Here is a 19,263-nt window from a genome sequence, read left to right as displayed (position 1 = left end):
CCAAGTCCTCCCAGACTGAGGAGCAAGCGTGCGCATTGGAATTCCTCTGGAAACCCTGGTCGGCGAGACCCGTGTGGCCGCCACCCCTGAGACGGTCAAGAAGTATGTGGCGGCCGAGCACGAGGTCTGCGTGCAGGCCGGTGCCGGCTTGGCTGCGGGCATCCCCGATGCCGCCTATCGCGAAGCGGGGGCTGCCCTGGTGGACGCAGCCTCTGCCCTGTCGGCCGATCTGGTGCTCAAGGTGCGGCGCCCAGCAGCCGAGGAGCTTGCCGCCATGCGCAGGGGAGCTGCCCTGGTGGGCATGCTCGATCCCTTCGACCGCGCGGGGCTGGAACAGCTGGCAGGAGCGGGGCTGACTGCCTTTGCCCTGGAAGCTGCTCCACGCACCACCCGTGCCCAGAACATGGACGTGCTCTCCAGCCAGGCCAACATCGCGGGCTACAAGTCCGTGCTGGTGGCGGCAGAGCACTATCCGCGCTTCTTTCCCATGCTCATGACGGCGGCCGGTACCGTCAAGGCGGCGCGTGTGGTCGTGCTCGGAGTGGGTGTGGCGGGGCTGCAGGCCATTGCCACAGCCAAGCGCCTGGGGGCCGTGATCGAGGCAAGCGACGTGCGCCCCAGCGTGCGGGAACAGGTCGAATCGCTGGGAGCGCGCTTCATCGATGTGCCCTACGAGACCGACGAGGAGCGCGAGGCTGCCGAAGGCGCAGGAGGCTACGCCCGTCCCATGCCCCAGAGCTGGCTCGATCGCCAGAAGGTCGAGGTGGCCCGGCGGGTGGCCCAGGCCGATGTGGTGATCACCACGGCGCTCATTCCCGGCCGGGCAGCGCCCACGCTGGTGACCGAGGACATGGTGGCATCCATGAAGCTGGGGTCGGTCATCGTGGACATGGCCGCAGGCAAGGGGCCTGCTGGCATCGACGGCAACTGCGTGCTGACCGAGGCGGGTCGCGTGGTGCAGGCCCACGGGGTCACCCTCGTTGGCGAAACCAACCTGCCCGCCCGCGTGGCGGCGGATGCCAGTGCACTCTACGCGCGCAATGTCTTCAACTTCCTGCGGCTGGTGCTTCCGGCCAGCGGGGAAACACCTGCCCAGGCGGGCCTGAAGATCGATCTCGAAGACGACATCGTGGCAGCCTGCCTGATGACCCAGGACGGCCAGATCCGGAGGAAATGACCATGGACACCCTCTCTCCCACCATCACCAATCTGATCATCTTCGTGCTTGCCATCTACGTGGGCTACCACGTGGTATGGAACGTGACGCCAGCCCTGCACACTCCGCTCATGGCGGTCACCAATGCCATCTCGGCCATCGTGATCGTGGGTGCCATGATCGCGGCTGCCGTGCCTTCCGGCATCTTCCCCAAGTTCATGGGGGTGGTGGCAGTGGCGCTGGCTGCCGTGAACGTGTTCGGCGGTTTTCTGGTCACCCGGCGCATGCTGGAGATGTTCCGCAAGAAGGACCGTCCCGCAGCCGCCGCAAAGCCCGAAGCCACCGGGGAGGACCACGCATGAGCCTCAATCTTGCAACCCTCCTGTATCTTGTGGCGAGCGTCTGCTTCATCCAGGCGCTCAAGGGACTGAGCCATCCGCGCACGGCCATCCGGGGCAATCTGTTCGGCATGGTGGGCATGGGCATCGCCATCGTGACCACCTGTGCCCTCATCGTGCGGCTGGCGCACAGTCCCTGGCAGCTGGGCTGGGTGGTGCTCGGCCTGCTGGTGGGCGGCTCGGTCGGCACGGTGATGGCACGGCGCGTCGAGATGACCAGGATGCCCGAGCTCGTGGCTTTCATGCACAGCATGATCGGCCTGGCGGCCGTGTGCATTGCCTCGGCCACGGTGGCCGAGCCGCATGCATTCGGGGTGGCGCAGGGGGTGGATCTCATTCCCATGGGCAACCGCATCGAGCTGGCTCTGGGCTCGCTCATCGGAGCCATCACGTTCTCCGGTTCGGTGATCGCCTTCGGCAAGCTCTCGGGCAAGTACAAGTATCGTGTGTTCCAGGGGGCCCCGGTCACGTTTCCGAACCAGCAATGGGTGAATCTGGGGCTGGCGGTGGCCACCCTGTTCTTCCTGCTGCTGTTTGCCGTCACGCAGAGCGTGATTGCCTTCACGCTCGTCACCCTGTTCGGCTTTGCGCTGGGTGTGCTGCTCATCATTCCGATCGGGGGGGCAGACATGCCGGTGGTGGTGTCGATGCTCAACAGCTATTCGGGCTGGGCAGCGGCGGGCATCGGGTTCTCGCTCGACAACCCCATGCTCATCGTGGCAGGGTCGCTGGTGGGCAGCTCGGGGGCGATCCTGAGCTACATCATGTGCAAGGCCATGAACCGTTCCTTCGTGTCGGTGATTCTCGGCGGGTTCGGCGGCACCGCCGAGTCGGCAGCAGCGGGCGATGCCCCGCAGCGCAGTGTCAAGTCGGGCAGCCCCGAAGATGCGGCCTACGTGCTGTCCACTGCGAGCAGTGTCATCATCGTGCCGGGCTATGGCCTTGCCGTGGCGCGCGCCCAGACTGCGGTGGCCGATCTGGCCAAGAAGCTCACCTCCATGGGCGTGAGCGTCAAGTTCGCCATTCACCCTGTGGCGGGGCGCATGCCGGGGCACATGAACGTGCTTCTCGCGGAGGCCGAGGTGCCTTACGACGAAGTGTTCGAGATGGATGACATCAACGGCGAGTTCGCGCAGACCGACGTGGCCCTCATCCTGGGCGCCAACGACGTGGTCAACCCTGCTGCCCTGCAAAAGGGAAGCTCCATCTACGGCATGCCCATTCTCGACGCCTACAAGGCCCGCACCGTGATCGTCAACAAGCGTTCCATGGCCACTGGCTACGCAGGGCTGGACAACGAGCTCTTCTACATGGACAAGACCATGATGGTCTTTGGCGATGCCAAGAAGGTGATCGACACCATGCTCAAGGCACTGGAGTAGTGGAGGGATGAGCGGATTGAGCGCGGCCGCAGGCGGCCCCCTCCGTCCGCCAGGGCGGGATCAGTGGGAGGCTTCCTCGAAGAGATCGCGCGTGTGGCAGACGTTTTGCTCGGCGTTGGCTGCGTCGGCTTCCTGGGCAGGCAGCAGGTGTCCCACCCGCACCCCCAGCAGCCGGAAGGGGCGGCTCAGGTCCACGCGCTTGAGACAGCGCCCCGCCATGCGGCGGATTTCCTGGGCGCTGTCGGTGTAGTGCGTCAGGGTCTGGTCACGGGTGGCGATGCGGAAGTCGGGGTAGCGCAGCTTGATGCCGATGGTGCGGCCCTTGTAGCCCTTGCGGTTCAGGTCGGCGGCCACCCGTTCGCACAGTGCGGTGAAGATGCGGCCCAGTTCCGCCTTGTCGCGCACGGCATGCAGGTCGTGGGCAAAGGTGGTTTCCCGACTCACCGACACCGGCTCGCTGTGCATCACCAGTGGGCGGGAATCGCGTCCCCAGGCCGCTTCATGCAGCCATGCGCCGTAGCTGGTTCCGAAGTGTTCCACCAGCCACTGGCGTTGCCGGGCCGCGATGTCTCCCAGGGTGGCAATGCCCAGTGCCGCCAGCCGTGCATCGGACTTGGGCCCGATGCCATTGAGCTTGCGACAGGGCAGGGGCCAGACCCGCGTCGGCAGGTCATCGGGCTGCAGAATGGTGATGCCGTTGGGCTTGTCGAACTCGCTCGCCAGCTTGGCGAGCAGCTTGTTGGGGGCCACCCCGATGGAGCAGGTCAGCCCCGTGGCTTCCAGAATGCCGCGCTGGATGCGCTGAGCCAGTACGCGTCCGCCGTCCTCGGTTCCGCCTGGTGCAGCACCGAAGTCGATGTAGACCTCGTCGATGCCGCGGTCTTCCATGACAGGAGCCAGCGAGGTGATGACCGACTTGAATCGCCGGGAGTAGTCGCGGTACCGGTCGAAGCTCACCGGCAGCAGGATGGCATCGGGACACAGCCGGGCCGCCTTCATGAGACCCATGGCCGATCCCACGCCGAAGCTGCGGGCCGGATAGGTGGCTGTCGTGATCACGCCCCGGCCCACGTAATCCCGCAGCTGGGCAAAGGCCGTTGTAGGAATGGCTTCGGGCTGGTTCCGGTAGCGTGCCTGCAGAGCCAGGTCGGCGTCGGTGCCGCGCCCGCCTATGACGACCGGCAGTCCCCGAAGCTGCGGATAGCGCAGCAGCTCCACCGAGGCAAAGAACGCGTCCATGTCGAGATGGGCAATGCGTCGTTGCCCGGAGGCTGCGGGGAGCGGGGACGGCAGGGAGGAGTCGCTCATGCTGCCGGTCGGCCGCAAGGATGCGCCGCTGCCGTGGGCGCCACGGGGAAGCATGCAGAATCGAGGATCCGGCGGATCGGGCTCACGGAGCGGCGTTGATGGCCTCCATGGAGGCATGGCTGCGCAGGGTGGCGCGGGCATCGAGGCGCTCGCGTTCGCTGGCAAACGGTCCCACCAGCACGCGGAAATGTGCGCCATGCGGAGCCACGCTCACCTTGGCCGACAGGCTGGGCACCTTGTTGCGCAGGGCATCGGCGGCACGATCGGCATTGGCCTGGCTGGAAAAGGCGCCGGTCTGCAGGAACATGCCGTTCAGGGGAGCGGCGTTCCGTGCATCCAGGGCTTCGGGAGCCACCGGGCTCGTGGTGGCACCCGCTTCCCCATTGCCTTCGCTGCGGATGCTCGCATCGACCACGGGGGTGCCCGCCGATGCAGCGCCGTCGGCGGCCGGCAGGTTGATGGTGGTGCACCCCGAAGCCAGTGCAGCCAGAGCGGCCAGAGTCAGGCCAGCCGACAGAGAGAGTCGAAGACGGGAAACGGAGAAGGGAAACAACGCCATGATGGAGGACTTTCCTGAAGGAAGAAGGGAGGTTCGGAATGGAGAGCCGGGGCACGGGCACACACCCGCAGGCCGCGCGGCTGGGTGGCGCTATTGTGCCGCGCGGGCGTCCGGTGCGCCACACCTGGCGCCCGTACACGGCGCCTTGGGCTGCAGACGCGGAGAGGAACGGCTTCAGGGCAGCGGGTAGCTGCCGGGCAGCAGAATGTCCCGGGTCACCTGTTCGAGTTGCGTGTGGCCGCAGAAGGCCATGCTGATGTCGAGCTCGTTGTGGATGATGTCGAGCGCCTTGGTCACCCCGGCTTCCCCCATGGCGCCGAGCCCATACAGGAAGGGGCGCCCGATGTAGACCCCCCGTGCTCCTAGGGCACGGGCCTTGAGCACATCCTGCCCGCTGCGGATGCCCCCGTCCATGTGCACCTCGATGCGGTCACCCACGGCGTCGACGATGGAGGGCAGGGCGCTGATGGAGCTGCGCGCGCCATCGAGCTGGCGTCTTCCGTGGTTGCTCACGATCAGGGCATCGGCTCCGCTGTCCGCTGCCAGCCGGGCGTCTTCCACATCCAGGATGCCCTTGAGAATCAGCTTGCCGCCCCAGTAGCTGCGGATTTCTTCCACGTCCTTCCAGTTGAGGGTGGGATCGAACTGCTCGGCTGTCCACGCGGACAGCGACGAGACATCCTTCACGTTCCTGGCGTGGCCCACGATGTTGCGGAAGGTGCGGCGGTTCGTGCCGAGCATGCCCATGCACCAGCGTGGCTTGGTAGCCAGATTGAGAAGGTTGGCCAGAGTGGGTTTGGGCGGGGTGGACAGCCCGTTCTTGATGTCCTTGTGGCGCTGGCCCAGCACCTGCAGGTCGAGCGTCAGCACGAGCGCGGAACAGTTCGCGGCCCGTGCGCGGTCGATCAGGTCGCGCATGAATCCGCGATCCCGCATCACGTACAGCTGGAACCAGAACGGATGTCCGTTCGTGCCCTCTGCCACATCCTCGATCGAGCAGATGCTCATGGTCGAGAGGGTGTAGGGCACCCCGAACTTCATGGCGGCCCGTGCGGCCAGGATCTCGCCGTCCGCATGCTGCATGCCCGTGAGTCCGGTAGGGGCCAGGGCCACGGGCATGGCCACCTTCTGGCCCAGCATGGTGGTGGCCGTGGAGCGGTTCTCCATGTTGACGGCCACGCGCTGGCGGAACTGAATGGGCCGGAAGTCCGCCTCATTGGCGCGGTAGGTGCCCTCGGTCCATGAGCCGGCATCCACGTAGTCATAGAACATGCGGGGAACGCGCCGGCGCGCGAGCACGCGCAGGTCTTCGATGCAGGTGATGATGTCGGACATGGAATATTCCTGAAGGAAGGGGATCGCGGGCCTGTGCTCCGATCCGGCATGAAAAGCTTCCGATCGTAACGCCGCAGACCCCGTGCGGCACATCCTTCTCTCTTCTGGATGGCGGCGCGAGCAGCCCGCTGCCGGTCATGTGTGCGCAGGTCGGGCACGGTCCATGCGGCCAGCCTAGTAGAATGGCGCGCATGTCCTATCTGGTGCTCGCCCGCAAATACCGTCCCAAGACATTCTCCGAAATGGTGGGGCAGGAGCACGTCGTGCAGGCGCTCACCAATGCCCTCACGACGCAGCGCCTGCACCATGCCTACATGTTCACCGGCACGCGCGGGGTGGGCAAGACCACGGTGTCCCGGATTCTGGCCAAGTCGCTCAACTGCACGGGGCCGGACGGGCAGGGTGGCATCACCGCCACTCCCTGTGGCGTGTGCCAGTCCTGCCGCGAGATCGATGCCGGCCGCTTCGTCGACTACATCGAGCTCGATGCCGCCAGCAACCGCGGCGTCGACGAGGTGCAGGGCCTCCTCGAACAGGCCATCTACAAGCCGGTGCAGGGGCGCTTCAAGGTCTTCATGATCGACGAAGTGCACATGCTCACCAACACCGCCTTCAACGCCATGCTCAAGACGCTGGAGGAACCGCCCGAATACCTCAAGTTCGTGCTGGCCACCACCGATCCGCAGAAGGTGCCCGTCACGGTGCTGAGCCGCTGCCTGCAGTTCAATCTGCGCCCCATGGCGACAGAGACCGTGCTGGCCCACCTCCAGAAGGTGCTTGCCGCCGAGCAAGTGCCCGCAGATGCAGGCGCCCTGCATCTGCTCGCGCGGGCGGCGCGGGGTTCCATGCGGGATGCCCTGTCGCTCACCGACCAGGCCATCGCCTTCAGCGCCGGTCAGGGGCATGAAGGCCTGCAGCTCGATGCCGTTCGGCAGATGCTCGGCAGCGTGGATTCCAGCTATGTCTTCCAGCTTCTCGGTGCGCTGGCCGATGGCCAGGCTGCCCAGGTGCTCGGGGTGATCGATGCCCTGCGCATGCACGGCCTGTCGGCTGCCCATACCCTAGAAGACATGGCCCGCGTGCTGCAGCGCATGGCGGTCTGGCAGATGGCCCCCGGTGCACAGGCCGATCCCGACAATCCCGACGAGGTCGAGATCCAGCGTCTGGCAGGCCACATGCCTGTCGATGAAACCCAGCTTCTCTACAGCATCTGCCTGCACGGTCGGCAGGAGCTTGGTCTGGCGCCCGACGAATATGCCGCCCTGGTCATGGTGCTGCTGCGCCTGCTCGCCTTCAAGCAGCCGGCCGGCACGCACCCTTCCGCCGCGCTTCCCACGGCGGCCCCGCAGGCTGAAAAAAAAACTCTGAACCGGCCTGAGTCCAGTCCTCCTGCATCTGTTCCTGCATCTTCGCCGGCACCGATCCCGCCGACAGCTGGTGCCGAGCCCATCGATCTGCCCGTGGATGCGCCTGTGCTTTCGCCCAAGGCACCCGAGGCTCCCCGGGTTTCTGTGCAGCCGTCGGCAGTGTCGGCTGCATCTCTGGCCGCGCCTGCCTCCCCGGTAGCCTCCCCCGTGCGCAGGCAGGCGGCCGCCGCAGTGCAAGCCCCTGTATCCGTTCCTCCCTGGGAGGATCTGCCCCCCGAGGCACAGGCCGACGAGGCAGTCCCCACTGCTGCCGCAGCGTCTGCTGCTCCCTCTGCGCAGCCTTCTGCCGCGCAGTCACCTTCCCGTACCGTGTCTGCGCGTTCTTCTGCGCCGGAGGCGTCGGATGCCGCAGAGCCCAGTCTGGCCTTGCCCGTGGTCGAAATGCCGCCTCCCCGCATGCAGCCCGCTGCAACACGCGAAGTCTGCAGCGCGCCGCCGCCTTCCGCATCGGGCGCACCGGAGGCATCTGCCCCCGCTGCACGTCGGGTGCTGCCCACCGAACTGGGCGACGTCTGGCACAGCGTGGCAGGCCAGGTACTTGAGGACGGACTGCTGACCGGCATTGCCCGCGAGCTGCTCCTCCAGTCCCAGCTCATGGCGCAGGCCACAGAGGACGGCGGGGCTGACGTATGGAGCATCCGCGTCGAAAGCGAGACCCTGCAGCATGAGGCCAGCCGCAAGCGTCTCGAGCAGGCCCTGGCCCAGCTGGGGCACACCGTGCAGGTGCGCATCGAGCTGGGACGCGTGGTCGACACCCCTGCGCTGCGCCTGGCCGAAGCCCGGCGGCGTGAACGGCAGGAGGCAGAAGCCATTTTCCGCGCCCATCCCTTCGTACAGGCTATGATGCGCGACTTCGGAGCCCAGCCCGACATGGCCAGCATCGGCTACGCGCCTGATGCTCCGCCAGCCGCCAAGGGTACGGCCCCCGACCGACATTGACCGCGAGGCACCCCACGCCTTGCGTGCTGCCCGCTCCATTTCCCCTTTTCCGCATCCATTTCCACAAGGAAGCACACCATGTTCAACAAAGGACAACTCGCCGGCCTGATGAAGCAGGCCCAGGCCATGCAGGACAACCTCAAGAAGGCCCAGGAAGAGCTGGGCAACATCGAGGTGACAGCCGAATCCGGCGCCGGACTCGTCAAGGTCACCATGACCTGCAAGCACGACGTCAAGCGTGTCGAGATCGATCCTACCCTGCTGGCCGACGACAAGGACATGCTGGAGGATCTGGTGGCGGCTGCCTTCAACGCGGCCGTGCGCAAGGCCGAGGAAGTCTCCAACGAGAAGATGTCCAAGGTCATGCCCGCAGGCATGCCGGGCCTGCCCGGCGGCATGAAGTTCCCGTTCTGATCCCTGCTGACCGGGCAATACCGTGGCCGAAACGCATGCCCTGCAGGCGCTCATCGAAGCACTCCGGCGCCTGCCGGGAGTAGGAGCCAAGTCGGCCTCGCGCATGGCCTATCACCTGCTCCAGCATGACAGGGCAGGGGCCGAGCAGCTCTCGCAGGCACTGCACCTTGCTGCCCGCAACGTGCATCACTGCAGACTCTGCCACACCTTCACCGAGGACGACGTGTGCGCCACCTGCCTGGATCCTGCACGCGACCGCAGCAAGCTGTGCGTGGTGGAAACCCCGGCCGACCAGTCCGCCATCGAGCGTACGCTGGCCTATCGTGGACTCTACTTCGTGCTCATGGGCAAGCTCAGCCCGCTCGACGGCATTGGCCCCCAGGAGATCGGCATCGACCAGCTGCTCGAACGTGCCACCGAGCCGGAGGTCAAGGAAGTGATCCTGGCCACCAATTTCACGGCAGAAGGCGAGGCCACCGCCCATGTGCTCGGCGAGCTGCTGCGCGCGCGCGGCCTGCGCGTCACCCGGCTGGCGCGTGGTGTGCCGGTGGGCAGCGAGCTCGAATATGTCGACCTCGGCACCATTGCGCATGCGCTGCATGACCGGCACTGACTGCGCGGTTGCTCCCTTCCGTTTCGTTTTTTTCTTGCGAGTCCCATCATGGCCGGACTGACACCCACCACCCCCAAGCCCATCGACATCACGCTCCATGGGCGTTCACGCCAGCTGGAGGTGCGTTTCGACGATGGCGTCACCTTCGTCCTGCCCTTCGAGCTCATGCGCGTCTACTCCCCCTCGGCCGAAGTCAAGGGACACGGCGAAGGGCAGGAGGTCCTGCAGACAGGCAAGCGCCTCGTGGACATCGTGGATCTGGCGCCCGTGGGGCACTATGCCATTCAGCCCACCTTCAGCGACGGCCACGACAGCGGCATCTATTCCTGGGACTATCTCTACTGGCTCGGCACCGAACAGTCCCGCCTGTGGACAGAGTACGAGGCCCGTCTGGCTGCGGCAGGCGCTTCGCGCGATCCGGCTCCCGAACCTGAAGCTCCCGCGCAGCCTGCTCGCTCCGGCGGATGTGGATCGGGCCACTGCGGCGCCCACTGAGCGGGCCAGCCGCTAGAATGCTCGCTTGACAGTGACAAGGATTGCAGCCATGAGCCAGACCCACTTTGGATTCGAAACCGTAGACGAAAAGGAAAAGGCATCGCGCGTGCGGGCCGTCTTCGACTCGGTCGCGCCCAAGTACGATGTCATGAACGACCTCATGTCCGGAGGACTGCACCGCCTGTGGAAGGCCTATGCCGTCATGGTGGCCCACCTCAAGGAAGGCGACCGCGCCCTCGACATCGCGGGCGGCACCGGAGACCTGGCACTGGCTTTTTCCAGAAAGGTCGGCAAGACCGGGCAGGTGGTGCACACCGACATCAACTTCGCCATGCTCAGTGCGGGCCGTGACCGCCTGCTCGACAAGGGTGTGGTGCTGCCCACTGTCGTGTGCGATGCAGAGAAGCTGCCCTTTCCAGATGGCCACTTCGATCTGGTGAGCGTGGCCTTCGGCCTGCGCAACATGACGCACAAGGACCTGGCCCTCAAGGAAATGAACCGTGTGCTCAGACCCGGCGGCAAGCTGCTGGTGCTGGAGTTCTCGCGCGTGGCCAAACCCCTCGAAAAAATCTACGACTGGTACAGCTTCAATATCCTGCCGCGCATGGGGCAGCTGGTGGCTGGCGATGCCGAGAGCTACCGCTATCTGGCCGAATCCATCCGCATGCATCCCGGGCAGGAAGAGCTCAAGCGCATGATGAAAGATGCCGGTTTCGGCCACGTCGACTACCACAACCTCACTCTGGGGGTCGTGGCCCTGCACGTCGGCATCAAGTGCTGATGCTGGTCCCGGGTGCCCATGCAGTCCGGGCATTCTGGTGTCCTGTGGCGGTTGCAGGGGCTGTCATGGCCCACTGCACGATCATCGGTGATCGGTGATCGGTGATCGATCGGCTTCCGATGCGGTGCATGGCCCTGGGGATGCGGGGCATCTGTTTCCGGCACTTTGGTCTCATCCCGCCTTCACTGCCTTAAGCTCGCCTTAAGCAAGGCCTTGCTGCACCTGCACTAGACTGTTTTCCTGACTGCCGTCATTGAATCCGCGCGGCGTGCCTCCATCTGTCTTGCATATGGCATCGTGCTGTCGCGTCATGCGGCAGTGCTGCCCGAAGCGCCTTTCGGGCAGTGTGGCAGTGTCATAGACGTTTCTGTCCTTCTTTGTTGTTCTCCAGGAGACCCCATGTCCAAACGACCCGTGCTGTCCATTCTGCTTGCCCTGGCACTGGCCGCTACCAGCTTCCATGTCGATGCCAAGCGCCTGGGAGGGGGCAAATCCTTCGGTCGCCAGTCCACCCATGTGACCCAGCGCAATGCCGCCAATCCTGTCGGTGGAACCGGCACGGCAGCCGGCATGCAGCAGAATGCCGCCGCCCGTCCCGGTGCGGCCAATCCTGCCACTCCCACACCTGCACCGCGCAAGCCCTGGGCGGGCATTCTCGGCGGTCTGGCTGCGGGGCTGGGCCTCGCCTGGCTCGCGCACAGCCTTGGGCTGGGAGCCGGTTTCGGCAACATTCTGCTCATGGTCCTGCTCGTGGCTGGCGGGCTGATGCTGTGGAAAATGTTCCGCAGCCGTGGCACTGCTCCGTCGGCCCGTGCTCCCTTTGGCACTCCCACACCGGTTCCGGCAGGAGGGGGATACGATGCACGCACCCCTGGCAATGACACGGCGGCCCGTTCCTGGGAGTCTCAGGGTGCTGCCTTCACACCTGCGCCGGCAGCACCTGCAGCTGCTGCCACTGGTGGCAGCATGATCGGCTCTGCACTCTCTGGCTCCCAGAGCTGGGGTGTTCCGGAAGGCTTCGACGTGGAAGGCTTCCTGTCGGCAGCCAAGCGCAACTTCCTGACCCTGCAGCATGCCTGGGACCGTGGCGATCTCACCAGCCTCCGGGCCATGATGACCGACGAGATGCTGGCCGACATCAAGCAGCAGCTTGCAGACCGCGACAGCGAGTCCCACGGGACCCCCAACACCACCGAAGTTCCCACGCTCGAAGCCAAGCTGCTCGGCATCGAGGAAACCCCCACCGATTACCTTGCCAGCGTGGAGTTTTCCGGCATGGTGCGCGAAGATCCCGCCGCTGCGCCCCATCCCTTCCGCGAAGTCTGGAACATGAGCAAACCCAGGCAGGGTGGCGGCTGGCTGGTGGCTGGCGTGCAGGCACTGCAATGATGCCATTCCCCGGAAACGGGGTTCTGTCCTGAAATAGGGGAAAATAGGGAGACTATGGAAACACAGTCTCCCTTTTCTCTTCTGGGCCGCGTGTCCGGCACCGCCTCCCAACTCCTGAGCAAGCTGGCTCCCCCCGACTGGCTCGTGCATGAAATGCAGCGTCGCCTCGTGCTGCTGCTCAATCATGTGGTCATGCAGGAGCCCGAGGCGCAGGCTCGTCTCGTGCGGCAGAAGGGGCGGGTCATGCTGGCGCAGTGGCGTGCCTTCACCCTGCGTCTGCAGATCACTCCCGCAGGCATGTTCGATCTGGCCGAGTCCGCGCAGACGCCCGATCTCACCATCACCATCGACGAACCCTCTCCCTGGATCGTGGCCCGCACGGCCATGCAGGGCGGCAAGCCTGCCGTGCGCATCGAGGGCGATGTGCAGCTGGCGGCCGAAGTCAACTGGCTGGCCGATCATCTGCGCTGGGATGTCGAGGAAGACCTGGCCCGCATCATGGGCGACGTGCCGGCCCACACCCTTGCCCAGGGCGCGCGCTCCATCGCGGCGGCCCTGCGGGCTTTCGTGGGGCGTGTGGAGGCCAAGGTCGCAGGCCGGGCACCCGGCCATGCGGATGCCCAAGGGCATGAAAATGAAGGTTCCGAAGGCCAGCGTCCATGAAGTTTCTGCGTGGCATCTACATCGTCTGGATCTTCTTCCGGTACGGTCTCGACGAGGTGGTGCTGACGTCCTCCTCGCACCGGGGATTTCGGCTCACTGCGCGCATCGTTACCTTTGGCCGCCGCTTTCGCCAGCCGCGTGGGGTCAGACTGCGCGAGGCGCTCGAGCGCCTGGGGCCCATCTTCGTCAAGTTCGGGCAGGTTCTGTCCACGCGACGGGATCTGCTGCCGCCCGACGTAGCCGAGGAGCTGGCACTGCTGCAGGACCGGGTGCCCCCATTTCCGAGCGAGGTGGCCGTGGCCACCATCGAGCGCGCGCTGCGCAAGCCAGTGGATGTGCTGTTCACCGAGTTCGACCGCCAGCCTGTGGCCAGTGCCTCCATCGCCCAGGTGCACTTCGCCCGCATGCGGGACCGGCAGGGCATCGAGCGCGATGTCGCCGTCAAGGTGCTGCGCCCGGGCATGCTTTCCATCATCGAGAAGGACCTCAGCCTCATGCGCATGATGGCGGGCTGGGTCGAACGTCTCAGTGCGGATGGCCGCAGGCTCAAGCCCCGCGAGGTGGTGGCCGAATTCGACCGCTACCTCCATGACGAGCTCGACCTCATGCGCGAAGCCGCCAATGCGGCCCAGCTGCGCCGCAACATGGAAGGGCTCGATCTGGTGCTCATTCCCGAGATGTACTGGGACTACTGCGCCACCGAGGTTCTGGTCATGCAGCGCATGACCGGCATTCCGATCAGTCAGGTCGAACGCCTGCGCGAGCAGGGCGTGGACATTCCCCGACTGGCGCGCGACGGCATCACCATCTTCTTCACCCAGGTGTTCCGCGACGGCTTCTTCCACGCCGACATGCATCCCGGCAACATTCTGGTGAGTGTCGACCCCGACACCTTTGGCCGCTACATCTCGCTGGACTTCGGCATCGTCGGCACGCTCACCGAGTTCGACAAGGAATACCTGGCCCAGAACTTCACCGCTTTCTTCCGTCGCGACTACAAGCGGGTGGCGGAGCTGCACATCGAATCCGGCTGGGTCCCTGCCGAAACGCGGGTAGAGGAGCTGGAAGCTTCGGTGCGGGCTGTCTGCGAACCGTATTTCGACCGTCCCCTCAAGGAAATCTCTCTCGGCATGGTGCTCATGCGCCTGTTCCAGATGTCGCGTCGCTTTCATGTCGAGATCCAGCCCCAGCTCACGCTGCTGCAGAAAACCCTGCTCAACGTCGAAGGCCTGGGACGGGATCTCGACCCCGATCTCGACCTCTGGAGTACCGCCAAGCCTTTCCTCGAAAAATGGATGCTCGATCAGATGGGCCCCAAGCGTCTCCTGAACGAGCTGCGCGATGAAGCCCCCCATCTCATCCGCCTCCTGCCCGAGATGCCGCGGCTCCTGCACCAGTACCTGACCCAGCAGGTACACACACAGAAGGCCCAGGACCGCGAGCTGGTGCGCCTGCTTGCCGAACAGCGGCGCACCAATCGGCTGCTGCAGTCCGTGCTCTACGGAGCCATCGGCTTCTTTCTGGGCATGGTCGTCATGCAGCTGGCCCTGCATCTTCGAGGCTGAGGACACGGCGCCAGAGACGCCCGCTGCGCACCTTCTGCACGGGGGCTGCCGAAAAGCGCGCTGTTGCAGTGGGTGAGGTGTGGCGCATAAGCCGCAGCCATGGCTGCGTCAGGCCACTGCCGAAGAGCGGTGCGCGGTGGAGGCCCGATGCAGCGGTCTGCACCCCCGATAATGGCGGCGCAATTCTTGCGCCGCTCATCTTTTTCTGAACGGATTCCTGGCCTTCTTTCTCTGCGGAGATGCCCGTGCTGCTCGTCCTGGTCCTTCTCTATCTGCTGGTCACCATCGGCATCGGCCTTCTGGCCGCACGGCGCGTGAAGAACACCGCCGATTTCGCGGTCGCGGGGCGCCATCTGCCCCTGATGATGATCGTCACGCTCACCTTCGCCACCTGGTTCGGCTCCGAGCTGGTGCTGGGCATCCCGGCGCGCTTCATGAAGGATGGACTCGGCGGGATCGTGGAAGATCCCTTCGGCGCCGGTACCTGCCTGATCCTGGTGGGGCTGTTCATTGCCGGGCGTCTCTACCGCATGGATCTGCTCACCATCAGCGACTACTACCGCACGCGCTACGGCAGCTTCGTCGAGGTGTTCTGCTCGGTCATCATCATGGTCAGCTATCTGGGATGGGTGTCGGCACAGGTCACCGCGCTGGGCGTCGTCTTCAATCTGCTCACCCATGGTGCCATCTCCATCCCGTGGGGCATGGTGATGGGGGTCATCTCCATTCTGGCCTACACCCTGCTGGGCGGCATGTGGTCGGTTGCCGTGACCGATTTCATCCAGATGATCGTCCTGATCGTCGGGCTGCTGGTGCTGGCGTTCTTTGCGGCCGACATGGCCGGCGGCACGGCACCGGTTCTTGATCTGGCGCGGCACCGCGACCTGTTCCGATTCTGGCCCGAGCCCACCTGGCATGACGGCCTCGTCTTCTTTGCCTCGGCCATCACCATGATGCTGGGCTCCATCCCGCAGCAGGACGTGTTCCAGCGCGTCATGTCCGCCCGCACCGTGCGGGCAGCCATCTTCGGCCCCGTCATCGGCGGCATGATGTACATCGCCTTTGCTGCCGTGCCCATTTTCCTCGTGGCCACGGCCCTGATCATCATGCCGACCGAGACCGCTGCCCTCATCAAGGACGATCCCCAGAAGGTGCTGCCCACGCTCGTGATGGAGAAGATGCCCTTCGTGATGCAGGTGATCTTCTTCGGGGCGCTGCTGTCGGCCATCAAGTCCTGTGCCTCTGCCACCTTGCTTGCCCCCACTACCACATTCGTGGAGAACATCCTGCGCCACTTCGTGCGCATGGACGACCGCCGCACACTGCTGGCCATGCGCCTGGCCGTGCTGGTGTTTGCAGCCATAGTGCTGGCCTATGCGATCCTGATGCAGGGCACTTCCATCTACGAGATGGTCTCGGGGGCTTATCAGGCTCCGCTGGTGGGTGCCTTCGTGCCGCTGGTCTGCGGCCTGTACTGGTCGCGCGCCACCACACAGGGCGGCATCTGGTCGGTGGTGCTGGGAGTGACGGTATGGCTGCTGTTCATGTTCGTTCCGGGCTGGAACGGCATCTTCCCGCAACAGCTTGCCGGTCTGCTGGCCTCACTGTTCGGCATGGTCGCCGGATCCCTGCTCCCGCAATGGATCCGCCCCGTCCACGGCCATGTACCCGTCTTCGAAGGGTCCGATGCCTGAAAATCAGAAGGGACTGCATCGCCCCCGAGTATGGCCTCCCCAAAGGAAGGCCATGAGATATTCCCCTCATCACCTGCTTCCCGGAACCTGCAAGATCGCGTGATCGGGAACCTGTGACGTACCTTTCGAACCCATTGCAGCCCTTGGACAGTCTTTCCGCCGTGGCGGCTTGCCTGCTGTGTATTCTCTCTCGTGCCGGCGCGATCTCCCACTGTGGCTGGCTGTCGTGTGGGGCGTGCACGCGCTCTGCGCACTGGCGGCGCCCTATAATTCAGCATCGGCGCGTGCAATGTGGTCACGGGCCTTTTCGTGTTGACAGTCTTCGATTTCTTCATGCCTATCTATTCCTATCGCTGTGAAGCATGTGGCCATGCTTTCACCAAGCTGCAAAAAATGAGCGATCCGCCCGTGCTTACCTGCCCTGTGTGTGGCAAGGATGCGGTCAAGAAACAGGTCACCGCAGCCGGCTTCCGCCTCAAGGGAAGCGGGTGGTACGAGACCGATTTCCGCGGAGGGGGCAGTGGCAGTGCCGGTTCCCATTCCGGCCCCGCGTCCAGCGACTCCTGAGCACAGGCGGTCGTCTTCATGTTCAAGAATCGGCTCCAGCAATACTTCATTGCCGGCCTGCTGGTCTGGCTGCCTCTGGTCATCACCGTATGGGTGCTGATGTGGCTCATGGGGGTGCTCGACGGCATCTTCGGCGGCATCCTGGCGGCCGTCGTCACGGTGGTGCCGCCGCTGAGCGGGCTGATCCAGCGGATTTCCCACATTCCCGGTATCGGGGTGGTGGCTCTCGGGGTGCTGATCTTCGTGACCGGCGTGCTGGCTGCCAACATCGTGGGGCAGTGGTGGCTGCGCCAGTGGGATCGCATCCTGGTGCGGATTCCGGTGGTGCGCTCGATCTACAGCAGTGTCAAGCAGGTGTCCGACACGCTGTTCTCCGGGAGCGGCAAGGCCTTTTCCAAGGCGCTCCTGGTGCAATATCCCCGCAGAGGGTGCTGGACGGTGGCCTTTCTCACGGGGGCTCCGGCAGGTGAAGTCGAGCGCCAGCTCGTCGACAGCCATGTGAGCGTGTATGTGCCCACCACGCCCAACCCCACTTCCGGTTTCTTTCTCATCATGCGCCGCGACGAAGTCATCGAACTCGACATGACGGTCGACGAGGCGCTCAAGTACATCATTTCCATGGGGGTGGTGGTGCCGCACGAACATGTGCTGCCAGCTTCATCCCATGGTGCAGTGGGGGCGAACCATGCGGCGCCTCCACGCTCCCCCCATTAACCCAACAGACTTGTCAAGAGACAAGCGACAAAGGACCAACGAAATGGCAATGCGTACTCATTACTGCGGACAGGTCACCGAGGCCCAGCTGGGGCAGACCGTCACCCTGTGTGGCTGGGTCAACCGCCGGCGCGATCACGGCGGCGTGATCTTCATCGACCTGCGCGACCGCGACGGGTATGTGCAGGTGGTCTGCGATCCCGATCGTCCCGAAATGTTCAAGGAGGCCGAGGATCTGCGCAACGAGTTCTGCGTGCAGGTTCAGGGGCTGGTGCGTGCCCGTCCCGAAGGAACCACCAACGAGAACCTGACCACCGGCAAGATCGAGGTACTGTGCCACGAGCTGCATGTGCTCAATCCCTCGGTGACCCCGCCATTCCAGCTCGATGACGACAACCTCAGCGAGACCACACGCCTGACCCACCGGGTGCTTGACCTGCGCCGCCCCTACATGCAGCGCAACCTGATGCTGCGCTACAAGGTGAGCATGGAGGTGCGCAAGTTCCTCGATGCGCACGGCTTCATCGACATCGAGACCCCGATGCTGACCAAGAGCACTCCTGAAGGCGCACGGGATTATCTGGTTCCCAGCCGCGTGCACGACGGGCACTTCTACGCGCTTCCGCAGTCCCCCCAGCTGTTCAAACAGCTGCTCATGGTGGCCGGGTTCGACCGCTACTACCAGATCACCAAGTGCTTCCGTGACGAGGACCTGCGCGCGGACCGTCAGCCCGAATTCACCCAGATCGATATCGAGACCTCCTTCCTGGGCGAGGACGAGATCCGCGCCATGTTCCAGGAAATGATCACCACCGTGTTCCGCAACGCGATGGATGTGGATCTGGGCGAGTTCCCGGTCATGCAGTACGCGGATGCCATGTATCTGTATGGCTCCGACAAGCCCGACCTGCGTGTGAAGCTCCAGTTCACCGAGCTCACCGACGCCATGAAGGACGTGGACTTCAAGGTCTTCTCCACGCCAGCCACCACGCCGGGCGGCCGGGTCGTGGCCCTGCGCGTGCCCCAGGGTGGGCACATGAGCCGCGGCGAGATCGACGGGTACACCGAGTTCGTCAAGATCTACGGCGCCAAGGGGCTGGCCTGGATCAAGGTCAACGACAAGTCCAAGGGCCGCGAAGGGCTGCAGTCGCCCATCGTCAAGAATCTGCACGATGCCGCACTGGCCACCATTCTGGAGCGCACCGGTGCCGAGGATGGCGACCTGATCTTCTTCGGTGCCGACAAGGCCAAGATCGTCAACGACTCCATCGGGGCCCTGCGCCTGAAGGTCGGTCACAGCGAGTTCGGCAAGAGCCACGGCCTCTTCGAGGATCGCTGGGCACCGCTGTGGGTGGTCGATTTCCCCATGTTCGAATACGACGAAGGGGAGGGGCGCTGGAACGCCATGCACCATCCGTTCACTTCGCCCAAGGATGGCCATGAGGACTTCATGGACACCGATCCCGGCAAGTGCATCGCCAAGGCCTACGACATGGTGCTCAACGGCTGGGAGCTGGGAGGCGGATCCATCCGTATCCACCGTGCCGAGGTGCAGAGCAAGGTCTTCGGCGCGCTCAAGATCACGCCCGAGGATGCACAGCTCAAGTTCGGCTTCCTGCTCGATGCCCTGCAGTACGGCGCGCCGCCCCACGGGGGGCTGGCCTTTGGCCTCGACCGCCTCATCACCCTGATGACCAAGGCCGAGTCCATTCGCGACGTGATTGCCTTCCCCAAGACCCAGCGAGCGCAGGATCTGCTCACGCAGGCTCCCAGCCCGGTCGACGAGAAGCAGCTGCGCGAACTGCACATCCGCCTGCGCAATCCGCTGGTGGTCGACAAGGCCTGACCGGGCCTCTTTTGCCCG

General features: G+C 64.8%; 18 protein-coding genes. 15 read left to right on the top strand and 3 right to left on the bottom strand.

From position 1 onward, the window contains the following. Nucleotides 1–28 precede the first annotated feature (28 nt). Genes ACE3P9_RS01495 through ACE3P9_RS01485 form a run of 3 tightly spaced genes read left to right on the top strand, consistent with a single transcriptional unit; the run spans nucleotide 29 to nucleotide 2,936 of the window. Nucleotides 29–1,177, top strand: coding sequence for a Re/Si-specific NAD(P)(+) transhydrogenase subunit alpha (locus ACE3P9_RS01495; RefSeq protein ID WP_374491242.1), 1,149 nt, complete (start codon nucleotides 29–31; stop codon nucleotides 1,175–1,177). 2 nt (nucleotides 1,178–1,179) lie between these two features. Beyond that, the gene (locus ACE3P9_RS01490; RefSeq protein ID WP_374491240.1) at nucleotides 1,180–1,518 is read left to right on the top strand and encodes an NAD(P) transhydrogenase subunit alpha; all 339 of its coding nucleotides are present in this window, start codon (nucleotides 1,180–1,182) and stop codon (nucleotides 1,516–1,518) included. After that, complete coding sequence (locus ACE3P9_RS01485) at nucleotides 1,515–2,936, top strand: NAD(P)(+) transhydrogenase (Re/Si-specific) subunit beta (protein WP_374491238.1); 1,422 nt, start codon at nucleotides 1,515–1,517, stop codon at nucleotides 2,934–2,936. Before ACE3P9_RS01490 ends, ACE3P9_RS01485 begins: the two co-directional genes overlap by 4 nt. Nucleotides 2,937–2,996: 60 nt before the next feature. Here the strand turns inward: ACE3P9_RS01485 and ACE3P9_RS01480 are convergent, their stop codons facing one another. The 3 genes from ACE3P9_RS01480 to ACE3P9_RS01470 form a co-directional block, all read right to left on the bottom strand. Beyond that, nucleotides 2,997–4,244 (bottom strand): DNA polymerase IV, encoded by a 1,248-nt coding sequence (locus tag ACE3P9_RS01480; RefSeq protein WP_374491237.1) that lies wholly within the window; start codon nucleotides 4,242–4,244, stop codon nucleotides 2,997–2,999. An 82-nt stretch (nucleotides 4,245–4,326) separates the two neighbouring features. After that, complete coding sequence (locus ACE3P9_RS01475; RefSeq protein WP_374491235.1) at nucleotides 4,327–4,803, bottom strand: SPOR domain-containing protein; 477 nt, start codon at nucleotides 4,801–4,803, stop codon at nucleotides 4,327–4,329. A gap of 174 nt (nucleotides 4,804–4,977) precedes the next feature. Further along, complete coding sequence (locus tag ACE3P9_RS01470) at nucleotides 4,978–6,138, bottom strand: L-lactate dehydrogenase (RefSeq protein ID WP_374491233.1); 1,161 nt, start codon at nucleotides 6,136–6,138, stop codon at nucleotides 4,978–4,980. Nucleotides 6,139–6,329: 191 nt separating this feature from the next. Here ACE3P9_RS01470 and dnaX point away from each other — a divergent pair, with 191 nt between their 5' ends. The 12 genes from dnaX (at nucleotide 6,330) to aspS (ending at nucleotide 19,245) form a co-directional block, all read left to right on the top strand. Next, nucleotides 6,330–8,504, top strand: coding sequence for a DNA polymerase III subunit gamma/tau (dnaX, locus tag ACE3P9_RS01465; RefSeq protein WP_374491231.1), 2,175 nt, complete (start codon nucleotides 6,330–6,332; stop codon nucleotides 8,502–8,504). 78 nt (nucleotides 8,505–8,582) lie between these two features. Then, nucleotides 8,583–8,918, top strand: a complete 336-nt coding sequence (locus tag ACE3P9_RS01460) for a YbaB/EbfC family nucleoid-associated protein (protein WP_374491229.1) — start codon at nucleotides 8,583–8,585, stop codon at nucleotides 8,916–8,918. 22 nt (nucleotides 8,919–8,940) lie between these two features. Beyond that, entirely contained in the window at nucleotides 8,941–9,531 is a 591-nt protein-coding gene (gene recR / locus ACE3P9_RS01455; protein ID WP_374491228.1) for a recombination mediator RecR, read from the top strand. 48 nt (nucleotides 9,532–9,579) lie between these two features. Continuing rightward, nucleotides 9,580–10,026 (top strand): gamma-butyrobetaine hydroxylase-like domain-containing protein, encoded by a 447-nt coding sequence (locus ACE3P9_RS01450; RefSeq protein ID WP_374491226.1) that lies wholly within the window; start codon nucleotides 9,580–9,582, stop codon nucleotides 10,024–10,026. A 49-nt stretch (nucleotides 10,027–10,075) separates the two neighbouring features. Continuing rightward, nucleotides 10,076–10,807: a bifunctional demethylmenaquinone methyltransferase/2-methoxy-6-polyprenyl-1,4-benzoquinol methylase UbiE gene (ubiE, locus tag ACE3P9_RS01445; protein WP_374491224.1), complete on the top strand. Its 732-nt coding sequence runs from the start codon at nucleotides 10,076–10,078 to the stop codon at nucleotides 10,805–10,807. A gap of 399 nt (nucleotides 10,808–11,206) precedes the next feature. Next, entirely contained in the window at nucleotides 11,207–12,196 is a 990-nt protein-coding gene (locus ACE3P9_RS01440) for a Tim44 domain-containing protein (RefSeq protein ID WP_374491222.1), read from the top strand. 54 nt (nucleotides 12,197–12,250) lie between these two features. Further along, nucleotides 12,251–12,859 (top strand): SCP2 domain-containing protein, encoded by a 609-nt coding sequence (locus ACE3P9_RS01435; RefSeq protein ID WP_374491220.1) that lies wholly within the window; start codon nucleotides 12,251–12,253, stop codon nucleotides 12,857–12,859. After that, complete coding sequence (gene ubiB, locus ACE3P9_RS01430) at nucleotides 12,856–14,424, top strand: ubiquinone biosynthesis regulatory protein kinase UbiB (RefSeq protein WP_374491218.1); 1,569 nt, start codon at nucleotides 12,856–12,858, stop codon at nucleotides 14,422–14,424. The genes ACE3P9_RS01435 and ubiB overlap by 4 nt, the downstream gene beginning before the upstream one ends. A 245-nt stretch (nucleotides 14,425–14,669) precedes the next feature. Then, complete coding sequence (locus ACE3P9_RS01425) at nucleotides 14,670–16,118, top strand: sodium:solute symporter family protein (protein WP_374491216.1); 1,449 nt, start codon at nucleotides 14,670–14,672, stop codon at nucleotides 16,116–16,118. Nucleotides 16,119–16,451: 333 nt separating this feature from the next. Next, on the top strand, nucleotides 16,452–16,685 hold the full coding sequence (locus ACE3P9_RS01420) for an FmdB family zinc ribbon protein (RefSeq protein WP_374491214.1): 234 nt from the start codon (nucleotides 16,452–16,454) through the stop codon (nucleotides 16,683–16,685). Nucleotides 16,686–16,703: 18 nt separating this feature from the next. Next, nucleotides 16,704–17,399 carry a DUF502 domain-containing protein gene (locus ACE3P9_RS01415; RefSeq protein WP_374491212.1) on the top strand — a complete coding sequence of 232 codons (696 nt, stop codon included), beginning with the start codon at nucleotides 16,704–16,706 and terminating at the stop codon, nucleotides 17,397–17,399. Between the two features lie 43 nt (nucleotides 17,400–17,442). Then, entirely contained in the window at nucleotides 17,443–19,245 is a 1,803-nt protein-coding gene (aspS, locus tag ACE3P9_RS01410) for an aspartate--tRNA ligase (RefSeq protein ID WP_374491210.1), read from the top strand. Nucleotides 19,246–19,263: the final 18 nt, after the last annotated feature.

It is taken from the genome of Allobrachymonas sp., assembly GCF_041912815.1.
Taxonomy (GTDB): Bacteria; Pseudomonadota; Gammaproteobacteria; order Burkholderiales; family Burkholderiaceae_C; genus Brachymonas.
The sequence above is the reverse complement of the archived record's forward strand: the minus strand, read 5'-3'. Positions and strand labels throughout refer to the sequence as shown.

Coding starts and splice junctions, on each gene's coding strand:
- ubiB (WP_374491218.1), top strand. CDS start 12,856: ATGAAGTTTCTGCGTGGCATCTACATCGTCTGGATCTTCTTCCGGTAC.
- ACE3P9_RS01440 (WP_374491222.1), top strand. CDS start 11,207: ATGTCCAAACGACCCGTGCTGTCCATTCTGCTTGCCCTGGCACTGGCC.
- ubiE (WP_374491224.1), top strand. CDS start 10,076: ATGAGCCAGACCCACTTTGGATTCGAAACCGTAGACGAAAAGGAAAAG.
- ACE3P9_RS01450 (WP_374491226.1), top strand. CDS start 9,580: ATGGCCGGACTGACACCCACCACCCCCAAGCCCATCGACATCACGCTC.
- ACE3P9_RS01480 (WP_374491237.1), bottom strand. CDS start 4,244: ATGAGCGACTCCTCCCTGCCGTCCCCGCTCCCCGCAGCCTCCGGGCAA.
- ACE3P9_RS01470 (WP_374491233.1), bottom strand. CDS start 6,138: ATGTCCGACATCATCACCTGCATCGAAGACCTGCGCGTGCTCGCGCGC.
- dnaX (WP_374491231.1), top strand. CDS start 6,330: ATGTCCTATCTGGTGCTCGCCCGCAAATACCGTCCCAAGACATTCTCC.
- ACE3P9_RS01475 (WP_374491235.1), bottom strand. CDS start 4,803: ATGGCGTTGTTTCCCTTCTCCGTTTCCCGTCTTCGACTCTCTCTGTCG.
- ACE3P9_RS01435 (WP_374491220.1), top strand. CDS start 12,251: ATGGAAACACAGTCTCCCTTTTCTCTTCTGGGCCGCGTGTCCGGCACC.
- ACE3P9_RS01460 (WP_374491229.1), top strand. CDS start 8,583: ATGTTCAACAAAGGACAACTCGCCGGCCTGATGAAGCAGGCCCAGGCC.
- ACE3P9_RS01485 (WP_374491238.1), top strand. CDS start 1,515: ATGAGCCTCAATCTTGCAACCCTCCTGTATCTTGTGGCGAGCGTCTGC.
- ACE3P9_RS01490 (WP_374491240.1), top strand. CDS start 1,180: ATGGACACCCTCTCTCCCACCATCACCAATCTGATCATCTTCGTGCTT.
- aspS (WP_374491210.1), top strand. CDS start 17,443: ATGGCAATGCGTACTCATTACTGCGGACAGGTCACCGAGGCCCAGCTG.
- ACE3P9_RS01415 (WP_374491212.1), top strand. CDS start 16,704: ATGTTCAAGAATCGGCTCCAGCAATACTTCATTGCCGGCCTGCTGGTC.
- ACE3P9_RS01420 (WP_374491214.1), top strand. CDS start 16,452: ATGCCTATCTATTCCTATCGCTGTGAAGCATGTGGCCATGCTTTCACC.